This is a genomic window from Photorhabdus hindustanensis (assembly GCF_002968995.1).
In the GTDB taxonomy this organism is placed as follows: Bacteria; Pseudomonadota; Gammaproteobacteria; order Enterobacterales; family Enterobacteriaceae; genus Photorhabdus; species Photorhabdus akhurstii.
In genome coordinates this window covers 144609-167031 of record NZ_PUWT01000029.1, presented here as the reverse complement: position 1 = coordinate 167031, position 22423 = coordinate 144609, and the positions used below count along the sequence as shown (strand labels likewise).

At 43.4% G+C, this 22423-nt stretch carries 18 protein-coding genes and 2 pseudogenes; 15 read left to right on the top strand and 5 right to left on the bottom strand.

What is annotated here, in order from left to right:
- From C6H66_RS12615 to C6H66_RS25960, 5 genes and pseudogenes are all read right to left on the bottom strand, one after another.
- A pseudogene (locus tag C6H66_RS12615) lies at positions 1–146 on the bottom strand (IS630 family transposase); the annotation flags it as partial.
- A 95-nt stretch (positions 147–241) separates the two neighbouring features.
- Complete coding sequence (locus C6H66_RS12610; protein ID WP_219847618.1) at positions 242–637, bottom strand: DUF6392 family protein; 396 nt, start codon at positions 635–637, stop codon at positions 242–244.
- Between the two features lie 107 nt (positions 638–744).
- Entirely contained in the window at positions 745–1212 is a 468-nt protein-coding gene (locus C6H66_RS12605; protein ID WP_046397165.1) for a DUF6392 family protein, read from the bottom strand.
- The gene (locus C6H66_RS12600) at positions 1209–2876 is read right to left on the bottom strand and encodes an S-type pyocin domain-containing protein (RefSeq protein ID WP_105395777.1); all 1668 of its coding nucleotides are present in this window, start codon (positions 2874–2876) and stop codon (positions 1209–1211) included. Before C6H66_RS12600 ends, C6H66_RS12605 begins: the two co-directional genes overlap by 4 nt.
- A gap of 131 nt (positions 2877–3007) precedes the next feature.
- On the bottom strand, positions 3008–3178 hold the full coding sequence (locus tag C6H66_RS25960; RefSeq protein WP_181150198.1) for a hypothetical protein: 171 nt from the start codon (positions 3176–3178) through the stop codon (positions 3008–3010).
- Positions 3179–3242: 64 nt separating this feature from the next.
- On the opposite strand from C6H66_RS25960, the gene flhB reads away from it, so the two are divergent.
- The 15 genes and pseudogenes from flhB (at position 3243) to C6H66_RS12525 (ending at position 22388) form a co-directional block, all read left to right on the top strand.
- On the top strand, positions 3243–4394 hold the full coding sequence (gene flhB, locus C6H66_RS12595) for a flagellar biosynthesis protein FlhB (RefSeq protein WP_036807372.1): 1152 nt from the start codon (positions 3243–3245) through the stop codon (positions 4392–4394).
- Entirely contained in the window at positions 4387–6468 is a 2082-nt protein-coding gene (gene flhA / locus C6H66_RS12590) for a flagellar biosynthesis protein FlhA (protein ID WP_105395776.1), read from the top strand. The genes flhB and flhA overlap by 8 nt, the downstream gene beginning before the upstream one ends.
- 530 nt (positions 6469–6998) lie before the next feature.
- Positions 6999–7221 (top strand): annotated as a pseudogene (locus C6H66_RS12585) (phage tail protein); the annotation flags it as partial.
- A gap of 2 nt (positions 7222–7223) precedes the next feature.
- Entirely contained in the window at positions 7224–7601 is a 378-nt protein-coding gene (locus C6H66_RS27640) for a gp53-like domain-containing protein (RefSeq protein WP_422615604.1), read from the top strand.
- A 1015-nt stretch (positions 7602–8616) separates the two neighbouring features.
- On the top strand, positions 8617–9036 hold the full coding sequence (locus C6H66_RS12575; protein WP_036775752.1) for a hypothetical protein: 420 nt from the start codon (positions 8617–8619) through the stop codon (positions 9034–9036).
- 827 nt (positions 9037–9863) lie between these two features.
- Entirely contained in the window at positions 9864–10307 is a 444-nt protein-coding gene (locus C6H66_RS12570; protein ID WP_105395775.1) for a hypothetical protein, read from the top strand.
- Between the two features lie 178 nt (positions 10308–10485).
- Positions 10486–12057, top strand: coding sequence for a WD40 repeat domain-containing protein (locus C6H66_RS12565; RefSeq protein ID WP_105395774.1), 1572 nt, complete (start codon positions 10486–10488; stop codon positions 12055–12057).
- 18 nt (positions 12058–12075) lie between these two features.
- Positions 12076–12519, top strand: a complete 444-nt coding sequence (locus C6H66_RS12560; RefSeq protein WP_105395773.1) for a hypothetical protein — start codon at positions 12076–12078, stop codon at positions 12517–12519.
- Positions 12520–12551: 32 nt separating this feature from the next.
- Entirely contained in the window at positions 12552–14015 is a 1464-nt protein-coding gene (locus tag C6H66_RS12555; protein ID WP_181150200.1) for a hypothetical protein, read from the top strand.
- Positions 14016–14083: 68 nt separating this feature from the next.
- Positions 14084–15577 (top strand): hypothetical protein, encoded by a 1494-nt coding sequence (locus tag C6H66_RS12550; RefSeq protein WP_105395771.1) that lies wholly within the window; start codon positions 14084–14086, stop codon positions 15575–15577.
- Between the two features lie 72 nt (positions 15578–15649).
- A complete protein-coding gene (locus tag C6H66_RS12545; RefSeq protein WP_105395770.1) occupies positions 15650–17134 on the top strand; it encodes a hypothetical protein in 1485 nt (494 codons plus the stop codon).
- Between the two features lie 43 nt (positions 17135–17177).
- A complete protein-coding gene (locus C6H66_RS12540) occupies positions 17178–18668 on the top strand; it encodes a hypothetical protein (RefSeq protein ID WP_105395769.1) in 1491 nt (496 codons plus the stop codon).
- 82 nt (positions 18669–18750) lie between these two features.
- A complete protein-coding gene (locus tag C6H66_RS12535; protein WP_105395768.1) occupies positions 18751–20259 on the top strand; it encodes a hypothetical protein in 1509 nt (502 codons plus the stop codon).
- A gap of 741 nt (positions 20260–21000) precedes the next feature.
- Positions 21001–21198 (top strand): hypothetical protein, encoded by a 198-nt coding sequence (locus C6H66_RS12530; protein ID WP_046396319.1) that lies wholly within the window; start codon positions 21001–21003, stop codon positions 21196–21198.
- A 68-nt stretch (positions 21199–21266) separates the two neighbouring features.
- On the top strand, positions 21267–22388 hold the full coding sequence (locus C6H66_RS12525; RefSeq protein WP_052739461.1) for a hypothetical protein: 1122 nt from the start codon (positions 21267–21269) through the stop codon (positions 22386–22388).
- The last annotated feature ends 35 nt before the right edge of the window (positions 22389–22423 follow it).

Sequence of the window (22423 nt, the reverse complement as noted above, 5' to 3'; positions counted from 1 at the left end):
GTTTTAGCGACATAAGTCACCGTCAATCCCTCATTGAGCATCAATAACGCCGTCAATCGACGGGAATAGTTCTTATCACGGGTTTTATGGATAAGTTTTCTCATTTTCTGGCATTCATTTTGAGGTATGGGTGCTATGATAGGCATCACTCAGTCCGTGTTGAGGTTTGGGATTTTTGGCAATTGATCAGATCGCAAAAATCGGACTGAGTTCCCTTCCAGTGATCTATTATTTTGAAAATTTATTTAGTTGGCATCCGAAAATCCAATAACGTATATAGCTCTGTCCAGCCAACATCTTTCTTGAGAATTTTTCTCGGAGGAAAAACCTTTTCTGGTTCACCTAATTGCTCGTGTAACCATTGTCTGGACATCAATGTCTTCAAAGGAGAAGGCAACTCATTAGGGAATTGGTATGAGGTTTTTTTCTGATCAAGAAAAATAAGTTCTATAGCAAACAGAATCTTGCCTTCCCTCTTGAAAGCCAAATACATCCCTTCTTTAATCATATCTAAAGTGATATCAGGATCTCCTGGGTATCCTGTTGGCTTAGTCTTATAAGGGATTAACCCTTCATCAAAAATTTCCTGATAAGACTTACCCAAGAAATTAATCAATGCTTCAATATTGATCGCCATTATTTATATAACCTCTTTTCTTAATTAAGCCAATTCATCTTCAATTTAACCTTTTAAGTTGTTGATTAATGAATTGGCTCTTCAAGAAAAACCACTTCTTTTATTGATTACCAACGTACTTCTGAGGTGGGTAGAAATGTCACTTCTTTAACGCGCTCTAATAGATCATAATCAACTTGCATGTTAGTTGGTATACGAAAATCTAGTATCGTGTACAAATCAACCCATCCAAACTCTTCTTTCATTATCACTTTTGGTTCTTTTGACTTTTCAGGCAATCCGAATTGTTCATGTATCCACTGACGTGACATATGTGAGATCAGCGGTGATGGTAACTCATTTGGAAATGTATATGATGGTTTATCACTATCTAGTAGAGTAAGTGTCACATCAAATAAAATTTTATCCTTCCGTTTAAAAGCAAGATAAACACCTTCTTTAACCATATCTAGAGATATATATTCAGTGCCAAAATTTCCTGTTGGCTTGGTTTTATAGGGAATGAGTCCCGCATCAAAGACTTCCTGATACGTTTTCCCCAAACTGTTTATTAATGATTCTATATTTACTGTCATTTGTATAACCTCTGTTCCTGATTTAGTTTATGCATTTTTACTCTAGCTTCTTCGAGTTGACGTTCTGTTGCACCATATTCCTGTAATGCTGGCATTATCGTATTAAAATCTCGATCGACAGCTCCCCGTAAGTCACTGGCATCCTGTCGTATTTGCTCAGGGGTATTACGTCCCCCATAGGTCGCACTGAGTTTTCTATGGACATCAGCAGGAATAATTATGGCTGCTACATTTTTTGATAATCTTTCTAGTTGCTTGGGTTTCAGTTCTGGATAAAGGTTTTTCCAGTAAGCCTGAACCGCAGCAGCCGAAGGCATATGATCTGCATGTGTTCCATTCCTTAGTCTCCCAGTAAAGTTTCTATATAAATCCACTTCAAACAATTTCACCGGCGGCTTACTCAAATACACATATACCGGTGGCATATTTGGGATGGGGAGTATCAGAATATAATCCCGAAAATCCTTCTCTTCCGGCATTGGCAACGATTCAATATCGCTGCCGACTTTATCCGGGATCGGCAATACGGTTATCTGCGACGGAATAAATGGCTGTTCCTCATTCCCGGTATGGGGTGGAACTTTGAATTCCTGCTCGTTTGGTGTCCATAAAATCGTTGGCCGGTGTTCTCCCGGTTCCCAGAACTCGTAATTACCGGTGGCCGGATTCAGTTTCATCATATGAACCGGCACTTTATCCAGACCACTTTCCGGGCTGACGTGATACCCCTGAACCGTCATCCTGCCGCTTTCTTCATCTCTGATCCAGCGAAAACGGACACGGGTCGGTGCTTTACCATACTGACTGGCAATTTCACTAAGATGATATTCGTTTAAGTAATCCTCCTCACCTTCATTTAGTCCCGATGAATAAAACAGCCCCATTAGTCCGACTGTCAATGGATTCGGAGCCGCCAGCCAGCGTCCGGTACTGCTAGTGCCACCGCCAATGTAACGCATCACCAGCGTTTCGCCATCCGCCACCGCGCTGCGAGTCGTTGCAGCTACAGCAGTCGCAGCGGCTTCGGCCTTATCTTTGCTGTCGCTAAACCACCGTTTATACCAAGGTAACTTTTTATCCTGCGGCTTATCCGGTTCTGGTGGGTGTTTCTTGCCTTGCGGAGGTTGTTCAGGCTTTGGTTCCGTGACTGGCGCGGGTGATGATTGAACCTGATATATCGCCATCCTACCGAAATTATTTGCCGGTTCAGTTTCCGTACCGGCATCGGTACAGCCTTTGCCCCGCTGGCGGGATTTGGCAAATACCGGGATCGGTGGAGGCGGTGCCTGTGTCACCGGTGGAGATGTGTGCTGAACTGTTGTCGCTTCCTTCACCGGTGACGAGAAGTTTTGCGCTGTCATATGAGCAGGTTGTTGACGAGGTTGTTCCTGCTTCTCGTAGCTGTCCATAACCGAGTTAATAAACCGGGCCCGACAAGGGCAGGTACTCACGCTGTCCAGTGTGCCGGCTAATCGTTGCCCCATATCAAACATGTCGGATATGCCGCCGACAATTGTGTAAGTACCGGGATGTTTACCACAGGTAACTTTATCCCCTTCACGCGCGGTTGCTCGCCCGTTAAATGTCATGGTGTGATCACCAGTAATAATCTGTCCGCCGCAGGTGGTTTTGTCACCAACGAGCAGGTAATACCCTATTGCCATCTACTTCGCTTCTCCTGCAACCAACCATATTAAACTTCTGTTTAACTGGAATCATTACTATGTTATTGACACTTAAATATGATAAGTGATCGATCCTGCAAAATATTTGAGTTAAAAAGATATAGAAAAGTTCAGAAAATAGTGAAAATAAGTTCGAGTTTTTTGTCTCCGGCTCTGATACCAAGTGGATAAGAGTTTGATGAGTTGATGTCTTGACCCCGTGGTGTTATTGAACTTGATCCCGCAAATACCCGGTCAAATTTCTCATTGTTCCAGTCATCGGATTTTTTCTCTTTTGTCATGCTAACCGCTATTTGATTCCATATTTTCTGAGCGATAGCGTTTAGGAATCTGACAAGGAAAGCCGTGGCCGAAGATAGCGATCTTGAGAAAACAGAAGAACCCACGCCCCATAAGCGGGAAAAAGCTCGAAAAGAGGGGCAAATAGCCCGCTCTAGAGAGCTAAGTTCTATATTGATGTTGACCAGTGGCCTAAGTTTGCTCTGGATGAGTGGTCAGTCCATGACGCATGAATTGTCGTTGATGGTGTTTGAAGGGTTTAACTTTGATCACAGTATGGTCAGCAATGATAAACAGATGGTTCAACAGATTGGCAGGTTGCTGCAACAGGCTGTTTTGGCTTTGTTGCCGGTTTTTGCTGGATTAGTGTTAGTTGCATTAAGTGCCCCGGCGCTATTGGGTGGATTAGTGTTCAGTACCAAATCCATCAAATTTGATGCGAAAAAATTAAATCCCATTTCTGGCCTGAAACGTATTTTCTCAATGAATGCGTTAGCGGAATTATTCAAAGCACTACTTAAAGCGGGATTTGTCGGCATTGGCGCCGCTCTGTTTCTTTGGATGAATTGGCCCGACATGTTGAGGCTGATAGCTCAACCGCCACTGTTGGCGCTGGATGATGCTATGCAAATGCTGATCTTCGCCGGTTATGTGGTGGTTTTCATGTTGATACCGATGGTGGCTTTTGATGTTGTTTACCAGATATACAGCCATTTGAAAAAACTGAGAATGACCCGGCAGGAAATAAAGGATGAATTTAAAGAACAAGAGGGGGACCCACATGTTAAAGCGCGTATCCGTCAGCAACAACGGGCGGCTGCCCGTCAGCGTATGATGGCGGATGTACCGAAAGCGGATGTGATTATCACCAACCCAACTCACTATGCTGTTGCGTTGAAATATGACGAAAAAGCGATGAGTGCGCCAAAAGTATTGGCGAAAGGGGCGGGGCTAATTGCTTTACGTATTAAGGAAATAGGTACAGAGAACCGCATTCCATTACTTGAGGCGCCGCCGCTTGCCAGAGCACTTTATCGTCACAGTGAAGTCGGCGGGCATATTCCCGCGACACTTTATGCAGCCGTCGCGGAAGTCATTGCTTGGGTCTATCAACTGAAACGTTGGAAACGGGAAGGCGGCTTGAAGCCGAAGAAACCTGAAAATCTGCCAGTGCCGCCAGCACTGGATTTTGCTGGAGAAAATAATCGTCATGGCTAATCTGGCCTCTATACTTCGTTTACCGGGCAATATGAAAGGCTCGCAATGGCAAATGCTTGCCGGGCCGGTATTGATCCTCTTGATTTTGTCGATGATGGTATTGCCATTGCCGCCATTCATGCTTGATTTGCTGTTTACGTTTAACATAGCACTATCAATCATGGTGTTGCTGGTGGCGATGTTTACCCGGCGTACGCTAGATTTTGCCGCATTTCCGACCATTTTGTTGTTCTCCACGTTATTACGCTTATCTCTTAACGTAGCTTCAACCCGTATCATTCTATTGGAAGGGCATACTGGCTCTGCGGCGGCTGGGCGTGTTGTAGAAGCATTTGGTCACTTTCTGGTTGGTGGCAATTTCGCTATCGGGATTGTGGTATTTATCATCTTGGTATTGATTAACTTTATGGTCATTACTAAAGGTGCAGGGCGAATTGCCGAAGTGGGCGCCCGTTTTGTGTTGGATGGCATGCCAGGTAAACAGATGGCAATTGATGCCGATTTGAATGCTGGATTAATTGGTGAAGACGAAGCGAAGAAACGCCGGGCGGAAGTGACTCAAGAATCGGATTTTTATGGTTCGATGGATGGCGCCAGTAAATTTGTGCGCGGCGACGCGATTGCCGGATTGATGATTTTGGTTATCAACGTCGTCGGCGGCTTAATTGTCGGTGTGGCACAACACGGTATGAGTCTGGGGGATGCGGGAGAGACTTATACCCTGTTAACCATTGGTGATGGTCTGGTTGCCCAGTTGCCTGCGCTGATTATTTCGACTGCGGCCGGTGTGATTGTTACCCGTGTAGCAACGGATCAGGATGTTGGTCAGCAGATGGTGACTCAACTGTTCAACAATCCCAGAGTGATGATGTTGAGTGCGGGTGTTCTCGGATTATTGGGTATGGTACCGGGAATGCCAAACTTTGTTTTCCTATTATTTACCGCAGCATTAGCCGGTCTTGGCTGGTATCTATATCGTCGCACTGATGCGCCGGTGGTAAATACAGAAAAACCAAAAATAGAAGAGCAACAACAGGCATCGGAGGCTTCATGGTCTGATGTTCAGCTTGAAGATCCTTTGGGTATGGAAGTGGGATATCGCCTGATCCCGATGGTTGATTTTCGCCAGAATGGTGAGTTATTGGGGCGAATCAGCGGCATTCGTAAGAAATTTGCCCAAGAGATGGGATACTTACCGCCGGTTGTTCATATCCGAGACAACCTTGAACTGGCTCCGGCGGGCTATCGTATTCTGATGAAAGGGGTAGAAATTGGTCGCGGTGAAGCGCATCCGGGGCGCTGGCTGGCGATTAATCCCGGTGGAGCCGTAGGGGAATTGCAAGGTGATATCACGAAAGATCCCGCTTTTGGTCTGTCTGCGGTTTGGATTGATGACAGCCTCAGAGAACAAGCTCAGGTTCAGGGATACACGGTGGTTGCCGCCAGTACGGTTGTTGCGACCCATATGAATCACCTGTTGACGCAATATGCGAATGAGTTATTTGGTCGTCAGGAAGCGCAACAATTGTTTGAGCGGGTCAGTCAGGAGATGCCGAAACTGACGGAAGACTTTATTCCTGATGTTGTTAATCTGACAACCTTGCATAAAGTGCTGCAAAATCTGTTGTCCGAACAGGTACCTATCCGGGATATGCGGACGATTATTGAAACTTTGGCTGAACATGCGCCTGGACAAACTGATCCTTATGAATTGACATCTTTGGTTAGAATCGCGCTTGGCCGAGCAATTGCTCAGCAGTGGTTCCCCGGCGCACAGGAAATTCAGGTAATCGGATTGGATGCTGGCCTTGAACGTTTGTTAATTCAGGCGTTACAAAATGGCGGAGGTCTGGAACCGGGATTGGCGGATAACTTACAACGACAGGCGACGGAAGCACTACAACGTCAGGAAATGCTGGGCGCGCCTCCGGTACTGTTGGTTAATCATGCATTACGCCCGCTGTTGTCGCGTTTCTTGCGTAGAACTTTGCCTCAATTAGTGGTTTTATCTAATCTTGAAATCAGCGATAACCGTCAAATTCGTATGACAGCGACTATTGGTGGTAATGGGTAGTTGTATCAATAGAAAACAGCAGGCCATTTATTCCAAAATGGCCTGTTATAATCATCATGGTAATTTTGGTACAGATATAAGATTTTCTCTTCAATGACAGAGGTAATGCGGGCAGCTTGGTTTTCCTAGCATAATTTACTATTAAATAATTCTTTTTCTCTTTTGGCAGTATAATCCTTATTTCCAATGGTAAAAGGTATCTTGGGATATTCCTCAATAACGGTAAGTTTTATTGACGTTATTATCCTCTTCAGTATGAGCCAATATTTTGAGCTTTCCTCTAATTTCTATTCCTCTTTCTTGTGCATATTAACCTCAATTAAAGCTTGATAAATATACATAAAACTGTCAGTTGAGGTCTGGAAAGTCACAAATTATACAAAAACAGTTAGCCTTATAAGTAATAAGAATGCCCCATTGTTATTTTTCTGAACTAAACTGTTATTTGTGCGAATTGAAAGAAATCACCATTTACAATGGTCCAATATGTTTCTTATGAAAGAAGATATTATTTAATTTTAGGAGTTTTTATGAGTCCCAAGAATGATTTTAAAGCTTTTTCTATTAATAGTAATGCAAATGTAGTAAGTCAAGATAAATATGAAGAGGGACAAAGTTTAAAAACGGGATTCCCCCCAGATAATATTACCACTCATGTATTAAATAAAGTATTACGTCAGTCATCAACGATAGCATCTGTTGTGGCTAATTTTATATCCATACAGAGTGGGAATGATGTTAAAGATAATGGGGATATGGAAATCCTTAATAAGGATTTTACAGATTCATTGAAGAATCATACGAAGGAGCAGTTTCCTTCTCAATTATCGTTTAATGGTTATCAGAAGTTTCCTAGTGGATTGATACTTCAGTGGGGCAAGCACCCATTTAAAGTATTAACTGAAAACACGGTAGTTCTACCGACTTCTTTTCGCCATAGTTGTTTGGCTATTATTATGATCGATACTGGGAATGCTTGTTTGCCAATGGCAGCAACACCTAACGGAACATTGAATAGTTTTAGAGCTTGGGTGAGTGGGCGGGCTAATGATTATCTTGGGAAGGAATGGGCTTTCACTCCTGATTATCCGTCAGGTGTTATAAATGGACAATATCTTGCAATAGGTTTTTGAATAGTGTTCTTAAAGTAAAAGTGAATAACTGAAAGCTGAAACCAATCCCGGCTTACATTTTTACTCTTTATTTATAATATCGTACAGGTTAACTATATGATTAAATAAATTTCTGATGCATGACTAGAATTCTCATTAACTGGGTGTTTGTGTTTAATTGCTTGTATTAATGGGAGAATTGTGGGTTGCCATCTGCTAAGTGGAGATCACATTATTTCACTTAGCATTATTGGTAATACATATTCACACAGTTTTTATTTCCTATAACTTCATGATTTTACTTATTTCTGTCAAAAAACATAATTCCCATTAATTACTGCTATGAGCAGGGATTAATTAAAATAAAATGGTTGCAGTAAGTTGTTTGGGAGTTTAATTGGTACTTTTTTGTTTGTACATGAATGTATGTATGTTTTTGGGTGGAAATATCTCATTTTATTTGATATTTTAAATTTATTTTACTCTAAATGATTGTTGTTATTTTTCATGAAAATTTAGATGAAATGGGAATTTTTCTTTTGTCACGTTTATTTTTATAAGTATTACATAAATGATTTTATCTATACAACAAACGAACTTTCTTTATTTGAAAATAATTCATTGGATGTTTTGTATCGTAATGTTTTACGTGGACGACTATTCAATATATTTATGACGAATCTTATGTTCTGTTCTGTCACTGATAGAAAGTTGTACTTGCTGGTCGAATCAGTTTTATATATTTATATTGAAATTATGAATAATAAAAATAGCATGTTTCTATTAGTTAATGCCTTTATATAAGAATATTTGTTTAAACGTATTTATTTTAACTTATCCATCTTGAGATAATGTTAAATATAAAAATAAATCAATCTGTACTGAGTGCAATAATAAATAACGGGCTAAATAGTCGAATGTTGAATAAAAGAATGATAAAGGAAAGATAAAAAATAACACACAAAATTGGGTGACGAAAAAGGAAAATTCAGTAATATCTGATGCCCTAAACAATTCAAAAGGATGAGAGTTAAATATGTATAAAAATATGTTAAATCCCGTAACATTAAGAAAAACAGCAAACGGACCTCAACTAAAAGGAAATGAGGGGACATATGACACATCAATATTAAAAGGCAGCCCTGTAGGACGAAGGGATATTGGGAATTTCGCACCACTACCCGCTCAAGCAGAAGTTTTTCAAAAAGTTGTTGACGAAAAAATAGCAAGCTTCAACACAAATGGAAATCCAATATCAATCGTTGTCTGGCATAATAGTCGGACAGGGCTTACCCATATCATGGATGGTCAGCATCGATTTATTGCTGCATGTATACTTGGAGTACCCGTTAATTTGACATGGAAAAAGTTCGGCATACCGCCTAATCAGATAGACTGGAGTGGTACAAAATTCTCAGATGGAATACCAGCCAAAACCAAGATATTTGGAAAATAATCGATTAAGTTAATTTAATGTGTATTAAGCGCCACTTGAGCTGATACAGCACCTTGAAAAATTGAGAGTTACCGGTTTTGGTATAGATTTAAAATCTTAAATAAAACGTCAGGTAACTCTCAGACTTCATATTACCAGTCCTATTATCAAATATATAAATCTGGAGGATGAACTCTATTTTTATATTTTGTTAATTTTAAATATCTATATTTTTAATTTCTTACAATTAACTAATAAACTTCTCCATTTAAATGGATTATTAGTCATGTTGGAAAAATTAGTTTTAATTGTTGTATTTAGTCTGATTCGCTAAATGTTTTTATTATGTAGCAGTGAGATGTCTTGGTATAAATATGTAACATTTATAAACATCATTGATTATTATATTTGCTCTAATAAAATCCTTGGTTGATTAGTTTAAATCTAATTGAATTAAAATAGTTATTGCGATACCAGTGGGATATTGTTTAAACGATACTTTTTTATGTGAGATTTTTAAAAAAAAGTAATTAAAATTTTATTAAATGGCTGGCAAAAATTCACTTTTATATAATGCTTAAATATATCTGATTGTTTCACACGAAAAACGAATAACGTAGTCAAGTTGAATATTAAATAAGTGTTATCGGAAGCGAGTCTGCCGAGGGCAGTTTCAGTTATACCCTATGGATTTCAAGTTGCATCGCGACGGCAAGGGAGTGAATCCCCGGGAGCATAGCAAACTATGTGACCGGGGTGAGCGAGTGCAGCCAACAAAGAGGCAGCTTGAAAGATGACGGGTATATAACACATAACCAAGGTCTGACATTATTAATAGGGGGAACATTATGTCCACCGAACCGCCGCTATATCAAGAAGATATTGTCGTGATACATGTTGCCACACCCAGTGATTTGGCGAAGTTTGCCGATCAATCACTCTTCTGGAATGAAAAAACCTATGAACAGATGAAAACTGCGGAAGTGTTGTTTACACCCGCCGGAGAAACTCCACCTGGTCTGGGCGTTAAACATGTCGCTACACCCGATAATTTGGCGAGGTTTGTCGATGAAGAAGGTTACTGGAATGAGAAAACCTACAAACAGATGGAAGTTGTAAGGGTGTTGTTTATACCAGCAGAAAAAATACGTGGTGTGGGGATTAAACATGTTGCCACGCCCGATGATTTGGCGAAGTTTGCCGATAAAGAACTTTTCTGGAGTAAGAAAGACTACGAACAGCTAAAAGCCGCAGAGGTGCTGTTTGTACCCAGAGAAGGAATGCCCGGTTAGGGGGAAATATATCGCCACGCCCGACGATTCGGCAAAATTTACCGATAAAGCGGCCAATTAGAATGAAAAGAAACATTAAGAGGGGGATAAAGCCAGAATATTGTTTATCTCGAAAATAAAAGAATAGAACGGCGTGTAACAACGTTAATTTATTTGTCATTCTGCATTGGAGGTATTAATGGCTCACAACAAGATATTTACATTCAGCGAGAATAATTTGTTGGATAAAGAGGAAGTTAAATCCTGGTTTAAATTATATTCCATGCCGAAAAGTGAAAATTATGCTCAATTGGTGCAAATCGCGGCGGAAGGTCGGCGTTTAGCTGGGCTGGACCCAGGTCAGATCGATAATAATCCAGGGGCAGGATTGAACCGGGATCTGGATGAAGTGAATTTACTCTTAGTGAATCCCGGTGATGGGGTGCATATCGGAGAAGACCGTGAAATTGCTGTCAATATTGATAAGAACAGCGGCTTACAGTTTATTAATGGCGAATTGGGGTTACGTCCCGACTTTAAATTGTCGCTGGAATTGTTTGAGAGTTTTACGGAAGAACAACAAAGAGAACTTTACCGTTGGCTGATTCATGCTGAGGAGATGGCAGCGAGTAAGGTGCAGTTGCCCGCGTTTGACTTACCGGCCAACGGTAACAATAAAAACCTTGGCGCTGTTGTCAGTGTCAGCGGCGATGGGAAAACTATCGCGCTTAGTGGGGCAGAAGGAAAGGAACCCGTATATCTATTTTCTTATACCGATAACGGTTGGCGGCAGCAATTCGCTGATTACGTTAGTGGTTATGGCGGCAGAGCGCTCAGCCTGAGCAGAGACGGTAATGTTCTCGCAGTGGGCATTGATAACCGGAACAGTGATGGCGGGCATGGTTCAGTGTTTATTTATCGCAAATTGTCAAATGGCGAGTGGGAGAAACCGGCCAAACTTTGGCTTAGTGAGGCGAACGTTCAGCAGCATTTCGGTTGCGCTGTGGGCCTAAGCGCCGATGGCACACTATTAGCAGTAGGTTCTTATGGCTGGAGATCGGGTTTATTGACTAACTGCGGCGCAGTATATCTTTATCAGTATGACGGGAAGAAATGGTCACAGCTTGGTGAGCGTCTGACCTTAGCTTCTCCGGCACAGGGCGATATGTTTGGCGGCAAACTTAGCTTGAGTGCTGATGGTTCAACTTTGGCGGTGGCGGCAACAGGGCGTAATGGTAATAACGGTGAAGTGACGATATTTCATCGTCATGGGGAATATTGGCAGCCGCGACCGCCACTCAATTCGCTGACTTCGCCTTTAACCATCAGCAGTGACGGCTTTGGCGCCAGTCTTAGCCTGAGCGATAGCGGCGATATCTTGGCGGTGGGGTGTCCGGGAGAGAAGAACAATGTTGGTGCGGTCTATTTGTACCAGCGTTACCGTAATTCATGGCAAGCCGTAGGGATACTGAGAGAAGCGGTGACGGCCGGGGAAAGGTTTGGCAGCGAACTCTCTTTGAGTGGCGACGGTCAGATACTGGTGGTGTCAACACCTGTTGGTAAAGATAACACAGGTGTGCAAACCGGTGCGGGATGGTGGTTTAGCTATCAGGATGAACAATGGATTTCGCAGGGCGGATTACTGGCAGTGGATGGGGAGTCAAACCATAAATTTGGCGCCGGTGTTTGTCTTAGCGGTGACGGCAATACGTTGGCGATTGGCGCCAGTGGCTGGAAGAGTGGAGAAGGGAAAGTTTACCTTTACGACTAGCTAAATGAGGAAAAAACGATGGCGAAAGAAATAACAGATGAAACGGTTAGCCAGCTTAGTGCTCACTTCGCCCCTGGCAAGATCCCGACTGAGGCGGCATTTTATTCACTGATTGATTGGGCTACGTTGTGGCGACAGCTTTTTGGTTGGCGGGATAGTGATCAAACTTATCATCCGGGAGTTGGGTTGCAGGTTATCGACAACCGTTTGGCGGTTAAGGTTGGTGATGGCATCTCGTTGGAACCGAAAGGGCTTGCGTTAAAGCTACAGCTCGATGGGGGATTGATGTTAGATAAATCTGGGGTGTTGTCGGTGGATGGGACTGTAGCGGTTTCGGCCCAAGCTTTTAAATTGCTTCCTGAGGAGACGCGGAAACAAATTGCCAAGTTGTTATTGAATGCGGGCACAGGAGGTAGAAAACAGATGACAGATGACAGAGAACAGAAGACAGAGAATAGATGACGGTGACTGTCTAATACGGCTTTTGAGGACATATTATGACGGATAAAGAAATTAGTTCTGTTGATTCATTGAAAGCGAGTTTTAAGTCCGGTGTTCCGCCCGCGCCTGAAGCCTTTTTCCATTTGATTGATGAGGCATATAAGGCATATGAAATCATTGATGGCGGTAAAGGGAATAGCCCGACCGCAGGGTTGGAACGAGATGACAACGGAAAACTGGCCCTCAACACGCATCATTTTGGTGGGTTGAACCTTGATCTGAGGGCTTTGGCCCTATCACTGAAGCCAAACGGTGGATTCTCTTTTGATGGAGGAAGGCGTCTGAAATTGGATGCCGAACGGCGGGTTCAGTTTGCGGATTTTTTCAGTTTATCGCGCTGGGAGCGGATGGAGATCACGCAGTTGTTGGGTATTAAACGTGCGATGATGGCGCGTATGGTTTCTCCTTCCCCTAAAGCGAATGAACATTTTGGCACTTCTGTGAGCCTGAACGCGGCGGGAGACTGCTTAGCGGTTGGGATGAATAATAAAGTCTGTGTATATACGGGCCGGAAGGGGGAGTGGAATATAAGTGCTCCTGCTGTGTTTGAGGATGATCAAGCTCAATCTCGTAGTTATTGGGATGTCAGTTTGAATGCGGAAGGAGATTGCCTGGCGGTGGGATACCTGGTGGAATACTACATGGATGCTAAAAAAGTGAGGGCTTGTGTATATACGCGCACGAATGGCGTCTGGGATACCAAAAATCCCATAGTGTTTCCGATGGAAGATCAAAATGCATACTCTATTAGTGCGAATGTCTGCTTGAGCGCCGCAGGAGACTGTCTGGTGGTGGGCGGCGTCTCCAGGTCCTATATATATACCCGCACGAACGGGATTTGGGATACAGAAAACCCCTTTCATTTATCTTACTTTACCACGGCTTGTCTGAGTGCCTCGGGAAACTGTCTGGCGGGGTATATTTCCAACATAGTTTATGTGTATACCCGCACGAATGGGGTTTGGGATAGAGAAAATCCCATTAAGTTCATTGCCTCTAAAGATAACTCATCCAGTTTTAATCGGATTTTTAGCCTAAATGCAGAGGGAGATCGTCTGGCGGTGGGGGTAGATTATGATGTCCCCACTAAGGGGAAGGTTTATCTGTATACGCGCACGAATGGGATCTGGGATACAGAGAGTCCCATTAAGTTTTCGGCTCCTGCAAGTGACGTAACGTATTTTGGCAGCGCTATAAAACTGAATGATGTAGGAAACCATCTGGTAGTGGGAGCGGCTTCCAGGGTGTATGTGTATACCTGTCTAAATAATCAGTGGAATATGGAAACACCTATCGAGATTTTGAACCCCTCAGGCAATTCGGACAATTTAAATGGTTTCGGTAAGGCTGTCAGTTTGAATCGGTGGGAGACGAGTTTGGCGGTTGGTGCAGTTTCAGCCGAGGTTGGTTCTGTGTCTGAAGCTGGTGCAGTCTATGTCTTTGAGAATGTCAAATAGAAGGAAGACAGAAGACAGAAGACAGAGAACAGATGACGGCGACTGTTTAATACGGCTTTTGAGGAAATATGATGACTGATAAAGAAATTAGTACCGTTGACTCATTGAAAGCGAGTTTTAAGTCCGGTGTTCCGCCCGCGCCGGAAGCATTTTTCCATTTGATTGATGAGGCGTATAAGGCATACGAAATCATTGATGGCAGTAAGGGGGATAGCCCGACCGCAGGGTTGAAACGAGATGACAAAGGAAAACTGGCCCTCAATACTCACTATTCAGGCGGGTTGAACCTTGAACAGAGGGCTTTGGCCCTATCACTGAAGCCAGAAGGTGGATTCTCTTTTGATGGAGGAAGGCGTCTGAAATTGGATGCCGATCGGCAGGTTCAGTTTGCCGATTTTTTCAGTTTATCGCGGCGGGAGCGGATGGAGATCACGCAGTTGTTGGGTTTTAAACGTGTCATGATGGCGCGTATGGTTTCTCCTTCCCCTAAAGAGAATGAACGCTTTGGCACTTCTATTAGCCTGAACGTGGCGGGAGACTGCTTAGCGGTTGGGATGGATAATAAAGTCTGTGTATATACGGGCCGGAAGGGTGGGTGGAATATAAGTGCGCCCACTGTGTTTGAGGATGATGAAGCTCAATATCGTAGTTTTTCATGGGATGTCAGTTTGAATGCGGCGGGAGATTGCCTGGCGGTGGGATATTTAATTGACGCTCGAAAAGCGAAGATTTGTGTGTATACGCGCACGAATGGCGTCTGGGATACCAAAAGTCCCATTGTGTTTCTGATGGAAGAGCAATATAGAGACTTTGGGGGTGTGAATGTCAGCTTGAGCGCCACAGGAGATTGTCTGGCGGTGGGGGGCGACTCTTCTTTTGCCTATATATACACACGCACGAATGGGATCTGGGATAGAGAAAACTTCATTAAGTTGGTTATCTCGTCTGACTTGTTTACCAGGGTTTGTCTGAGTGCCTCGGGAAACTGCCTGGCGGTGTATAGCGCCGATTATTCTTATTATCCTCAAGTCAATACAGTTTATGTGTATACCCGCACGAATGGAGTTTGGGATACAAAAAAACCCGTTAAGCTCATTGCCTCTAAAAATCGTTCACTCAATCTTAATTGGATTTTTAGCCTAAATGCAGAGGGAGATCGTCTGGCGGTGGGGGTAGATTATGATGTCCCCACTAAGGGGAAGGTTTATCTGTATACGCGCACGAATGGGGTCTGGGATACAAAAAGTCCCATTAAGTTTTCGGCTCCTGCAAGTGACGTAACGTATTTTGGCAGCGCTATCAAACTGAATGATGTGGGAAACCGTCTGGTCGTGGGGGCGGCTTCCCGGGTGTATGTGTATACCTGTCTAAATAATCAGTGGAATATGGAAACACCTATCGAGATTTTGGACCCTTCAGGTAATTCAGACAATTTAAATGGTTTCGGTAAGGCTGTCAGTTTGAATCGGTGGGAGACGAGTTTGGCTGTTGGTGCAGTTTCAGCCAAGGTTGGTTCTGTATCTGAAGCCGGTGCAGTCTATGTCTTTGAGAATGTCAAATAGAAGACGGAGGACAGAAAGCAGAGAACAGAGAACGGATGGCAGCGACTGTTTAATACAGCTTTCGAGGAAATTATGATGACTGATAAAGAAATTAGTACTGTGGACTCATTGAAAGCGAGTTTTAAATCTGGTGTGCGGCTCATGCCGGAAGCCTTTTCCCATTTGATTGATGAAGCATATAAAACATATGAAATCATTGATGGCGCTCAGGGTGATGGCCCAACCGCAGGGCTGAAGCGAGATGACAAAGGAAAACTGACCCTCAACACTCAGCATTCTGGCGGGTTAAACTCTAATCAGGGTGCTTTGGCCTTATCACTGAAACCAGAAGGGGGACTCTCTTTTGATGGGGGAGGATATCTGAAATTGGATTCTGATCGGCAGGTTCAGTTTGCGGATTTTTTCAGTTTATCGCGGGGAGCGCGGATGGAGATCACGCAGTTGCTGGGTTTGAAACGTACTCTGATAACGCGCATTGTTTCTCCTTCCCTCAAAGAGGGTGAATACTTTGGCACTTCTGTTAGCCTGAACGCAGCGGGAGACTGCTTAGCGGTTGGGATGAACAATAAAGTCTGTGTGTATACACGCCGGAAGAGTGGTGAGTGGAATACAAGCAAGCCTATTGTACTTGAGGCTTATGCGACAGAATATTATCTCTCTTCATGGGATGTCAGTCTGGATGCGGAGGGAGATTGTTTGGCTTTGGGAAACAGTTCGCCTGATGTGGTTCGTGTATATACGCGCACGAATGGTGTCTGGGATACAAAAAATCCCATTGTGTTTCCGCGGATTGCAGGAGACTTTGGTGTGAATGTCAGCTTGAGCGCCGCAGGAGATTGTCTGGTGGCTGGTGGCGAGTACTACCCTACTACGTTCTGTATGTTTACACGCACGAACGGGATCTGGGATATAGAAAACCCCATCCAGTTTCCGGTCCCTTCGAATTCTTCTCAGTTTGGCAGGGTTGCCCGCCTGAGTGCCTCGGGAAACTGTCTGGCGGTGCATGGTTATTCTACGTCAAGTACGATTTATGTGTATACACGTACGAATGGGATCTGGGATGGAGAAAACCCTATTAGGTTCAGGGTCCCTGAAGGTGAATTACGTGGTTTTACTAGGGTTTTTAGCCTGAATGCAGAAGGAGATCGTCTGGCTGTGGGGGGAGATACGGATTATTATAACCCTACTGATGGGAAGGTTTATCTGTATACGCGCACAAATGGGATCTGGGATACAGAAAATCCCATTAAGTTTTCGGCTCCTGCAAGTGATGTAACGTATTTTGGACGCGCTATCGAACTGAATGATGCGGGAGATCGTTTGGCAGTGGGGGCGGTTTCCCGGGTGTATGTGTATACCTGTCTGAATAATAAATGGAATATAGAAACACCTATCGAGATTTTGGATCCTTCAGGCAATTCAGACAATTTAAATAGTTTTGGAGGGGCTGTTGGCCTAAATAAGGCGGGGACGAGTTTGGCTGTTGGTGTAATTTCAATGAAGATTGGTTCTGCGTCCGGAGCCAGTTCAGTTTATGTCTTTGAGAATGTCAAATAGAAGACAGATGACGGTGACTGTCTAATACGGCTTTTGAGGAAATGTGATGACTGATAAAGAAATTAATACCGTTGGCTCATTGAAAGCGAGTTTTAAGTCTGGTGTACGGCTCATGCCTAAAGCCTTTTCCCATTTGATTGATGAGGCATATAAGGCATATGAAATTATTGATGGCGCTCAGGGTGATAACCTAACCACAGGACTGAAACGAGATGGCAAAGGAAAACTGACCCTCAACACCCAGCATTCTGGTGGGTTAAATTCTAATCAAGGTGCTTTGGCGCTATCACTGAAACCAGAAGGGGGACTCTCGTTTGATGGGGGAGGATATCTGAAATTGGATGCCGCTCGGCAGATTCAGTTTGCGGATTTTTTCAGTTTATCGCGGGGAGCACGGATGGAGATCACGCAGGTGTTGGGTTTGAAACGTACTATGGTAACGCGTATTGTTTCTCCCTTCCCCAAAGAGAGGGAGTACTTTGGTAGCTCTGTTAGCCTGAACGCGGTGGGAGACTGTTTAGCGGTTGGGATGAATAATCAAGTCTATGTATATACGCGCCGGAAGAGTGGTGAGTGGAATATAAGCAAGCCGATTGTGCTTGAAGCTTATGAAGATGAATATCATAGATCTTCATGGGATGTTAGTCTGGATGCGGCTGGCGATACCCTGGCGTTGGGAAATATGTTGCCGTATCCCACTTATAACCAAGGGCGGGTTTGTGTGTATACGCGCACGAAGGGAGTTTGGGATACAAAAAATCCCGTAGTGTTTCCGATTGGAAGTGAATACTTTGGTGCGAGTGTCAGCTTGAGCGCCGCAGGAGACTGTCTGGTGGGTGGGGCCAAACACTACACTGCGTTCCGTATATTTATGCGTCGGAATGGGATCTGGGATACAAAAAACCCCGTTCAGATTCCGATCCCTCAGAATTTTTATGAGTTTGGCTGGGTTGCCCACTTGAGTGCCGCAGGAAACTGTCTGGCGACGCATGATTTCGATCCAAAAAGCACAATTTATGTGTATACACGCATCAATGGGGTCTGGGATGGAGAAAACCCTATTAAGTTCAGTCACCCTGAAGGTGAATCATCTGGTTTCAGCAGGGTTTTTAGCCTGAATGCAGAGGGAGATCGTCTGGCGGTGGGTACGAATTTTTATAAATCCACAGATGGGGAGGTTTATTTATATAAGCGCACAAATGGGATCTGGGATAAAGAAAATCCCATCAAGTTTTCGGCCCCTGCAAGAGGCGTATATTTTGGCGGTTCTCTCGAACTGGATGATGCGGGAGATCGTCTGGCAGTGGGGGCGAATTCCCGGGTGTATGTGTATACCTGTCTGAATGGTAAGTGGAATATGGAAACACCTATGGAGATTTTGAACCCTTCAGGCAATTCAGACAATTTAAATGGTTTTGGTGGACCTGTTGGCCTGAATAAGGCGGGGACGAGTTTGGCTGTTGGGGCAACGTCAGAAGGTGTTGATTCTAAATCCAAAGCCGGTGCAGTTTATATCTTTGAAAATATCAATTGATGACCGTATAGAAGACAGAGAACAGAAGACAGAGAACAGAAGACAGATGACGGTGACTGTCTAATATGGCTTTTGAGGAAATATGATGACTGATAAAGAAATTAGTACAGTTGACTCATTGAAAGCGAGTTTTAAGTCTGGTATGCGGCTCATGCCGGAAGCCTTTTCTCATTTGATTGATGAAGCATATAAAGCATATGAAATCATTGATGGCGTTCAGGATGATGGCCCAACCGCGGGGCTGAAACGAGATGACAAAGGAAAACTGACCCTCAACACTCAGCATTCTGGCGGGTTAAACCCTGAACAGGGAGCTTTGGCCTTATCACTGAAACCAGAAGGGGGACTCTCTTTTGCTGGGGGAGGATATCTGAAATTGGATGCCGATCAGCAGGTTCAGTTTGCGGATTTTTTCAGTTTATCGCGGCGTGAGCGAATGGAGATCACGCAGGTGTTGGGTTTGAAACGCACCATGATAACGCGCATTGTTTCTTCCTTCCCTAAAGAAGATGAGCGTTTTGGCACTTCTGTTAGCCTGAACGCAGCGGGAGACTGTTTAGCAGTTGGGATGAATAATCAAGTCTGTGTGTATACGCGCCGGAAGAGTGGTGAGTGGAATATAAGCAAACCTATTGTGTTTGAGGCTTATGAAGATGAATATCATAAATCTTCATGGGATGTCTCTCTGGATGCGGCTGGCGATACCCTAGCGTTGGGAAACATGTTGCCGTATCCCACTTATAACCAAGGGCGGGTTTGTGTGTATACGCGCACGAAGGGCTTTTGGGATACAAAACATCCCGTTGTGTTTCCGATAGGACCTGAATACTTTGGTGTGAATGTCAGCTTGAGTGCTGCGGGAGACTGTCTGGTGGGTGGGGGCAAACCCTACCCTCCGTTCCGTATATTTATGCGCCGGAATGGGATCTGGGATACAAAAAACCCCATTCCGCTTCCGCTTCCTCCGGTTTTTTATGAGTTTGGCTGGATTGCCCGCCTAGGGGCCGCAGGAAATTGTCTGGCGGTGCATGGTTACGATAGTTCCACAATAGGTTCCACAACAAGCACGATTTATGTGTATACACGCACGAATGGGCTCTGGGATGGAGAAAACCCCATTAAGTTCAGTCACCCTAAAGGTGAACCATCTAGTTTTAGCTGGGCTTTTAGCCTGAATGCGGAGGGAGATCGTCTGGCGGTGGGTACGAATTTTTATAAATCCACAGATGGGGAGGTTTATTTATATAAGCGCACAAATGGGATCTGGGATAAAGAAAATCCCATTAAGTTTTCTGCTCCTGCAAGTGGCGTATATTTTGGCGGCTCTCTCGAACTGAATGATGCGGGAGATCGTCTGGCAGTGGGGGCGAATTCCCGGGTGTATGTGTATACCTGTCTGAATGGTAAGTGGAATATGGAAACACCTATGGAGATTTTGAACCCGCCAGGCAATTCAGACAATTTAAATGGTTTTGGTGGACCTGTTGGTCTGAATAAGGCGGGGACGAGTTTGGCAGTTGGTGCAACGTCAGAAGGTGTTGATTCTAAACCCAAAGCCGGTGCAGTTTATGTTTTTGAGAATGTCAAATGATAACTATAATCACTAAACTGGATATTAATTCGGAGATGTCGGATTGCTTTTTAAAGTCCTTGGACTTTCCGCCTTATATTCCCGTCCGCATTAGATGAAGGTTTACGGCGTTTTTCGTTAAAAGAGTGTGTTAGCATCATGATTAATTAATTCAATTGTTCTCTTATTTAGTTTTTTGTAGAGTTATTGACAGAACAGAACAGAACAGAACAATCTAACAATTATTTTGTTTTTTTACCTCAAACATGGAAAATAAACACATGATAACATCTAATAAAAATTAATTAAACATAACAGGGACATGTTTTAAAAGGATGTGGTGTTATCATTTCGGGTGATTTTATATTGTTTTAATTTAGTGGTAATTGTGTTTATGAGGAGTTTTAAATTTATTTATTAACCATTATTCTTGTCTTTATATTGGTTTTATTTGCGATTGAGAATTATTTAACATGGGTAATTATGATTTTGATATTGTTTGAATATGTGCTAAGTTTTCTTTGAAAATTAAAATGAAATACATTTACTGAATGATAATAAAAAGATTATATTTAAATAATGATGTTTTGTTATATTGTTGATTATTTTGTGCTTTTTTGGTGATTTTTTTAATGGGTTGATTTTAATCTAATTAACTTTAAGAGAGGGATAAAGCCAGGATATTGTTTATACCGAAAATAAAAGAATAGAACGGTGTGTGGCAACGTTAACTTATCTGTCATTCTGCATTGGAGGTAATCAATGGCTCATAATAAGATATCTACATCCAGAGAGAATAATCTGTTGAATAAAGAGGAGGTTAAATCTTGGTTTAAATTATATTCCCTGCCGAAAAGTGAAAATTATACTCAATTGGCACAAATAGCGGCGGAGGATCGGCGTTTAGCTGGGCTGGAAGAGTGGAGAAGGGAAAGTTTATATTTACGACTAGCTAAATGAGGAAAAGATGATGGTGAAAGAGAGAACAGATGACGGTGACTGCCTAATACGGCTTTTGAGGACATATTATGACTGGTAAAAAAATAACACGTATTGTTTCTCCTTCCCCTAAAGCGAATGAGCGCTTTGGCGCCTCTGTTAGCATGAGCGCAGCGGGAGACTGTTTAGCGATTGGGGTGGGTGATAAAGTCTGTGTGTATACAGGCGGGAAGAGTGGGTGGAATACAAGTACTCCTGTTGTGTTTGAGGCTGATGGAAATAGATATCGTAGTTCTTCATGGGATATCAGTTTGAATGCGGCGGGAGATTGCCTGGCGTTGGGATACAAAATTGGTTCTCAAAACGCGGAAGCTTGTGTGTATACGCGCACGAATGGCATCTGGGATACAAAAAATCCCGTGGTGTTTACGATCGAAAGTATAGAAGAATATTTTGTTGTGAATGTCAGCTTGAGCGGAGCAGGAGACTGTCTGGTGGTGGGGGGCGATCGCTATTCGTTTTATATGTATACACGTACGAATGGGATCTGGGATAGAGAAAACCCCATTAAGTTGGTTCCTCCGGGGGCGGAAGGGGTTAGTCCGACTGTCTGCCTGGGTACTTCGGGAAACTGTCTGGCGGTGCATGGTGCCGATGTTTCTTATCCTTCTTATCCTTCAATAAATACGGTTTATGTGTATACACGCACGAATGGGATTTGGGATATAGAAAATCCCATTAAGCTTGCCACTAAAGGTGGCGTACCCCTTCTTAACTGGGTTTTTAGCCTGAATGCAGCGGGAGATCGTCTGGCGGTGGGGGCGGATTATTATTTACCCACCAAGGGGAAGGTTTATCTGTATATGCGTACCAATGGGATCTGGGATAGGCAAAATCCCATTAAGTTTTCGGCTCCTGCAAGTGGCGTAGCGTATTTTGGCAATGCCATCAAACTGAATGATGCGGGAAACAGTTTGGTAGTGGGGGCGGCTTCCCGGGTGTATGTGTATACCTATCTGAATGGTAAGTGGAATATGGAAAAACCTATCGAGATTTTGGACCCTTCAGGTAATTCAGACAATTTAAATGATTTTGGTAAGGCTATCAGTTTGAATAAGGCGGGAACGAATTTGGCAGTTGGTGCGAGTTTAACCAAAGTTGGTTCTGTGTCTGGCGCGGGTGCGGTCTATATCTTTGAGAATGTCAAATGAAGACAGAAGACAGAAGACAGAGAATAGAAGACAGG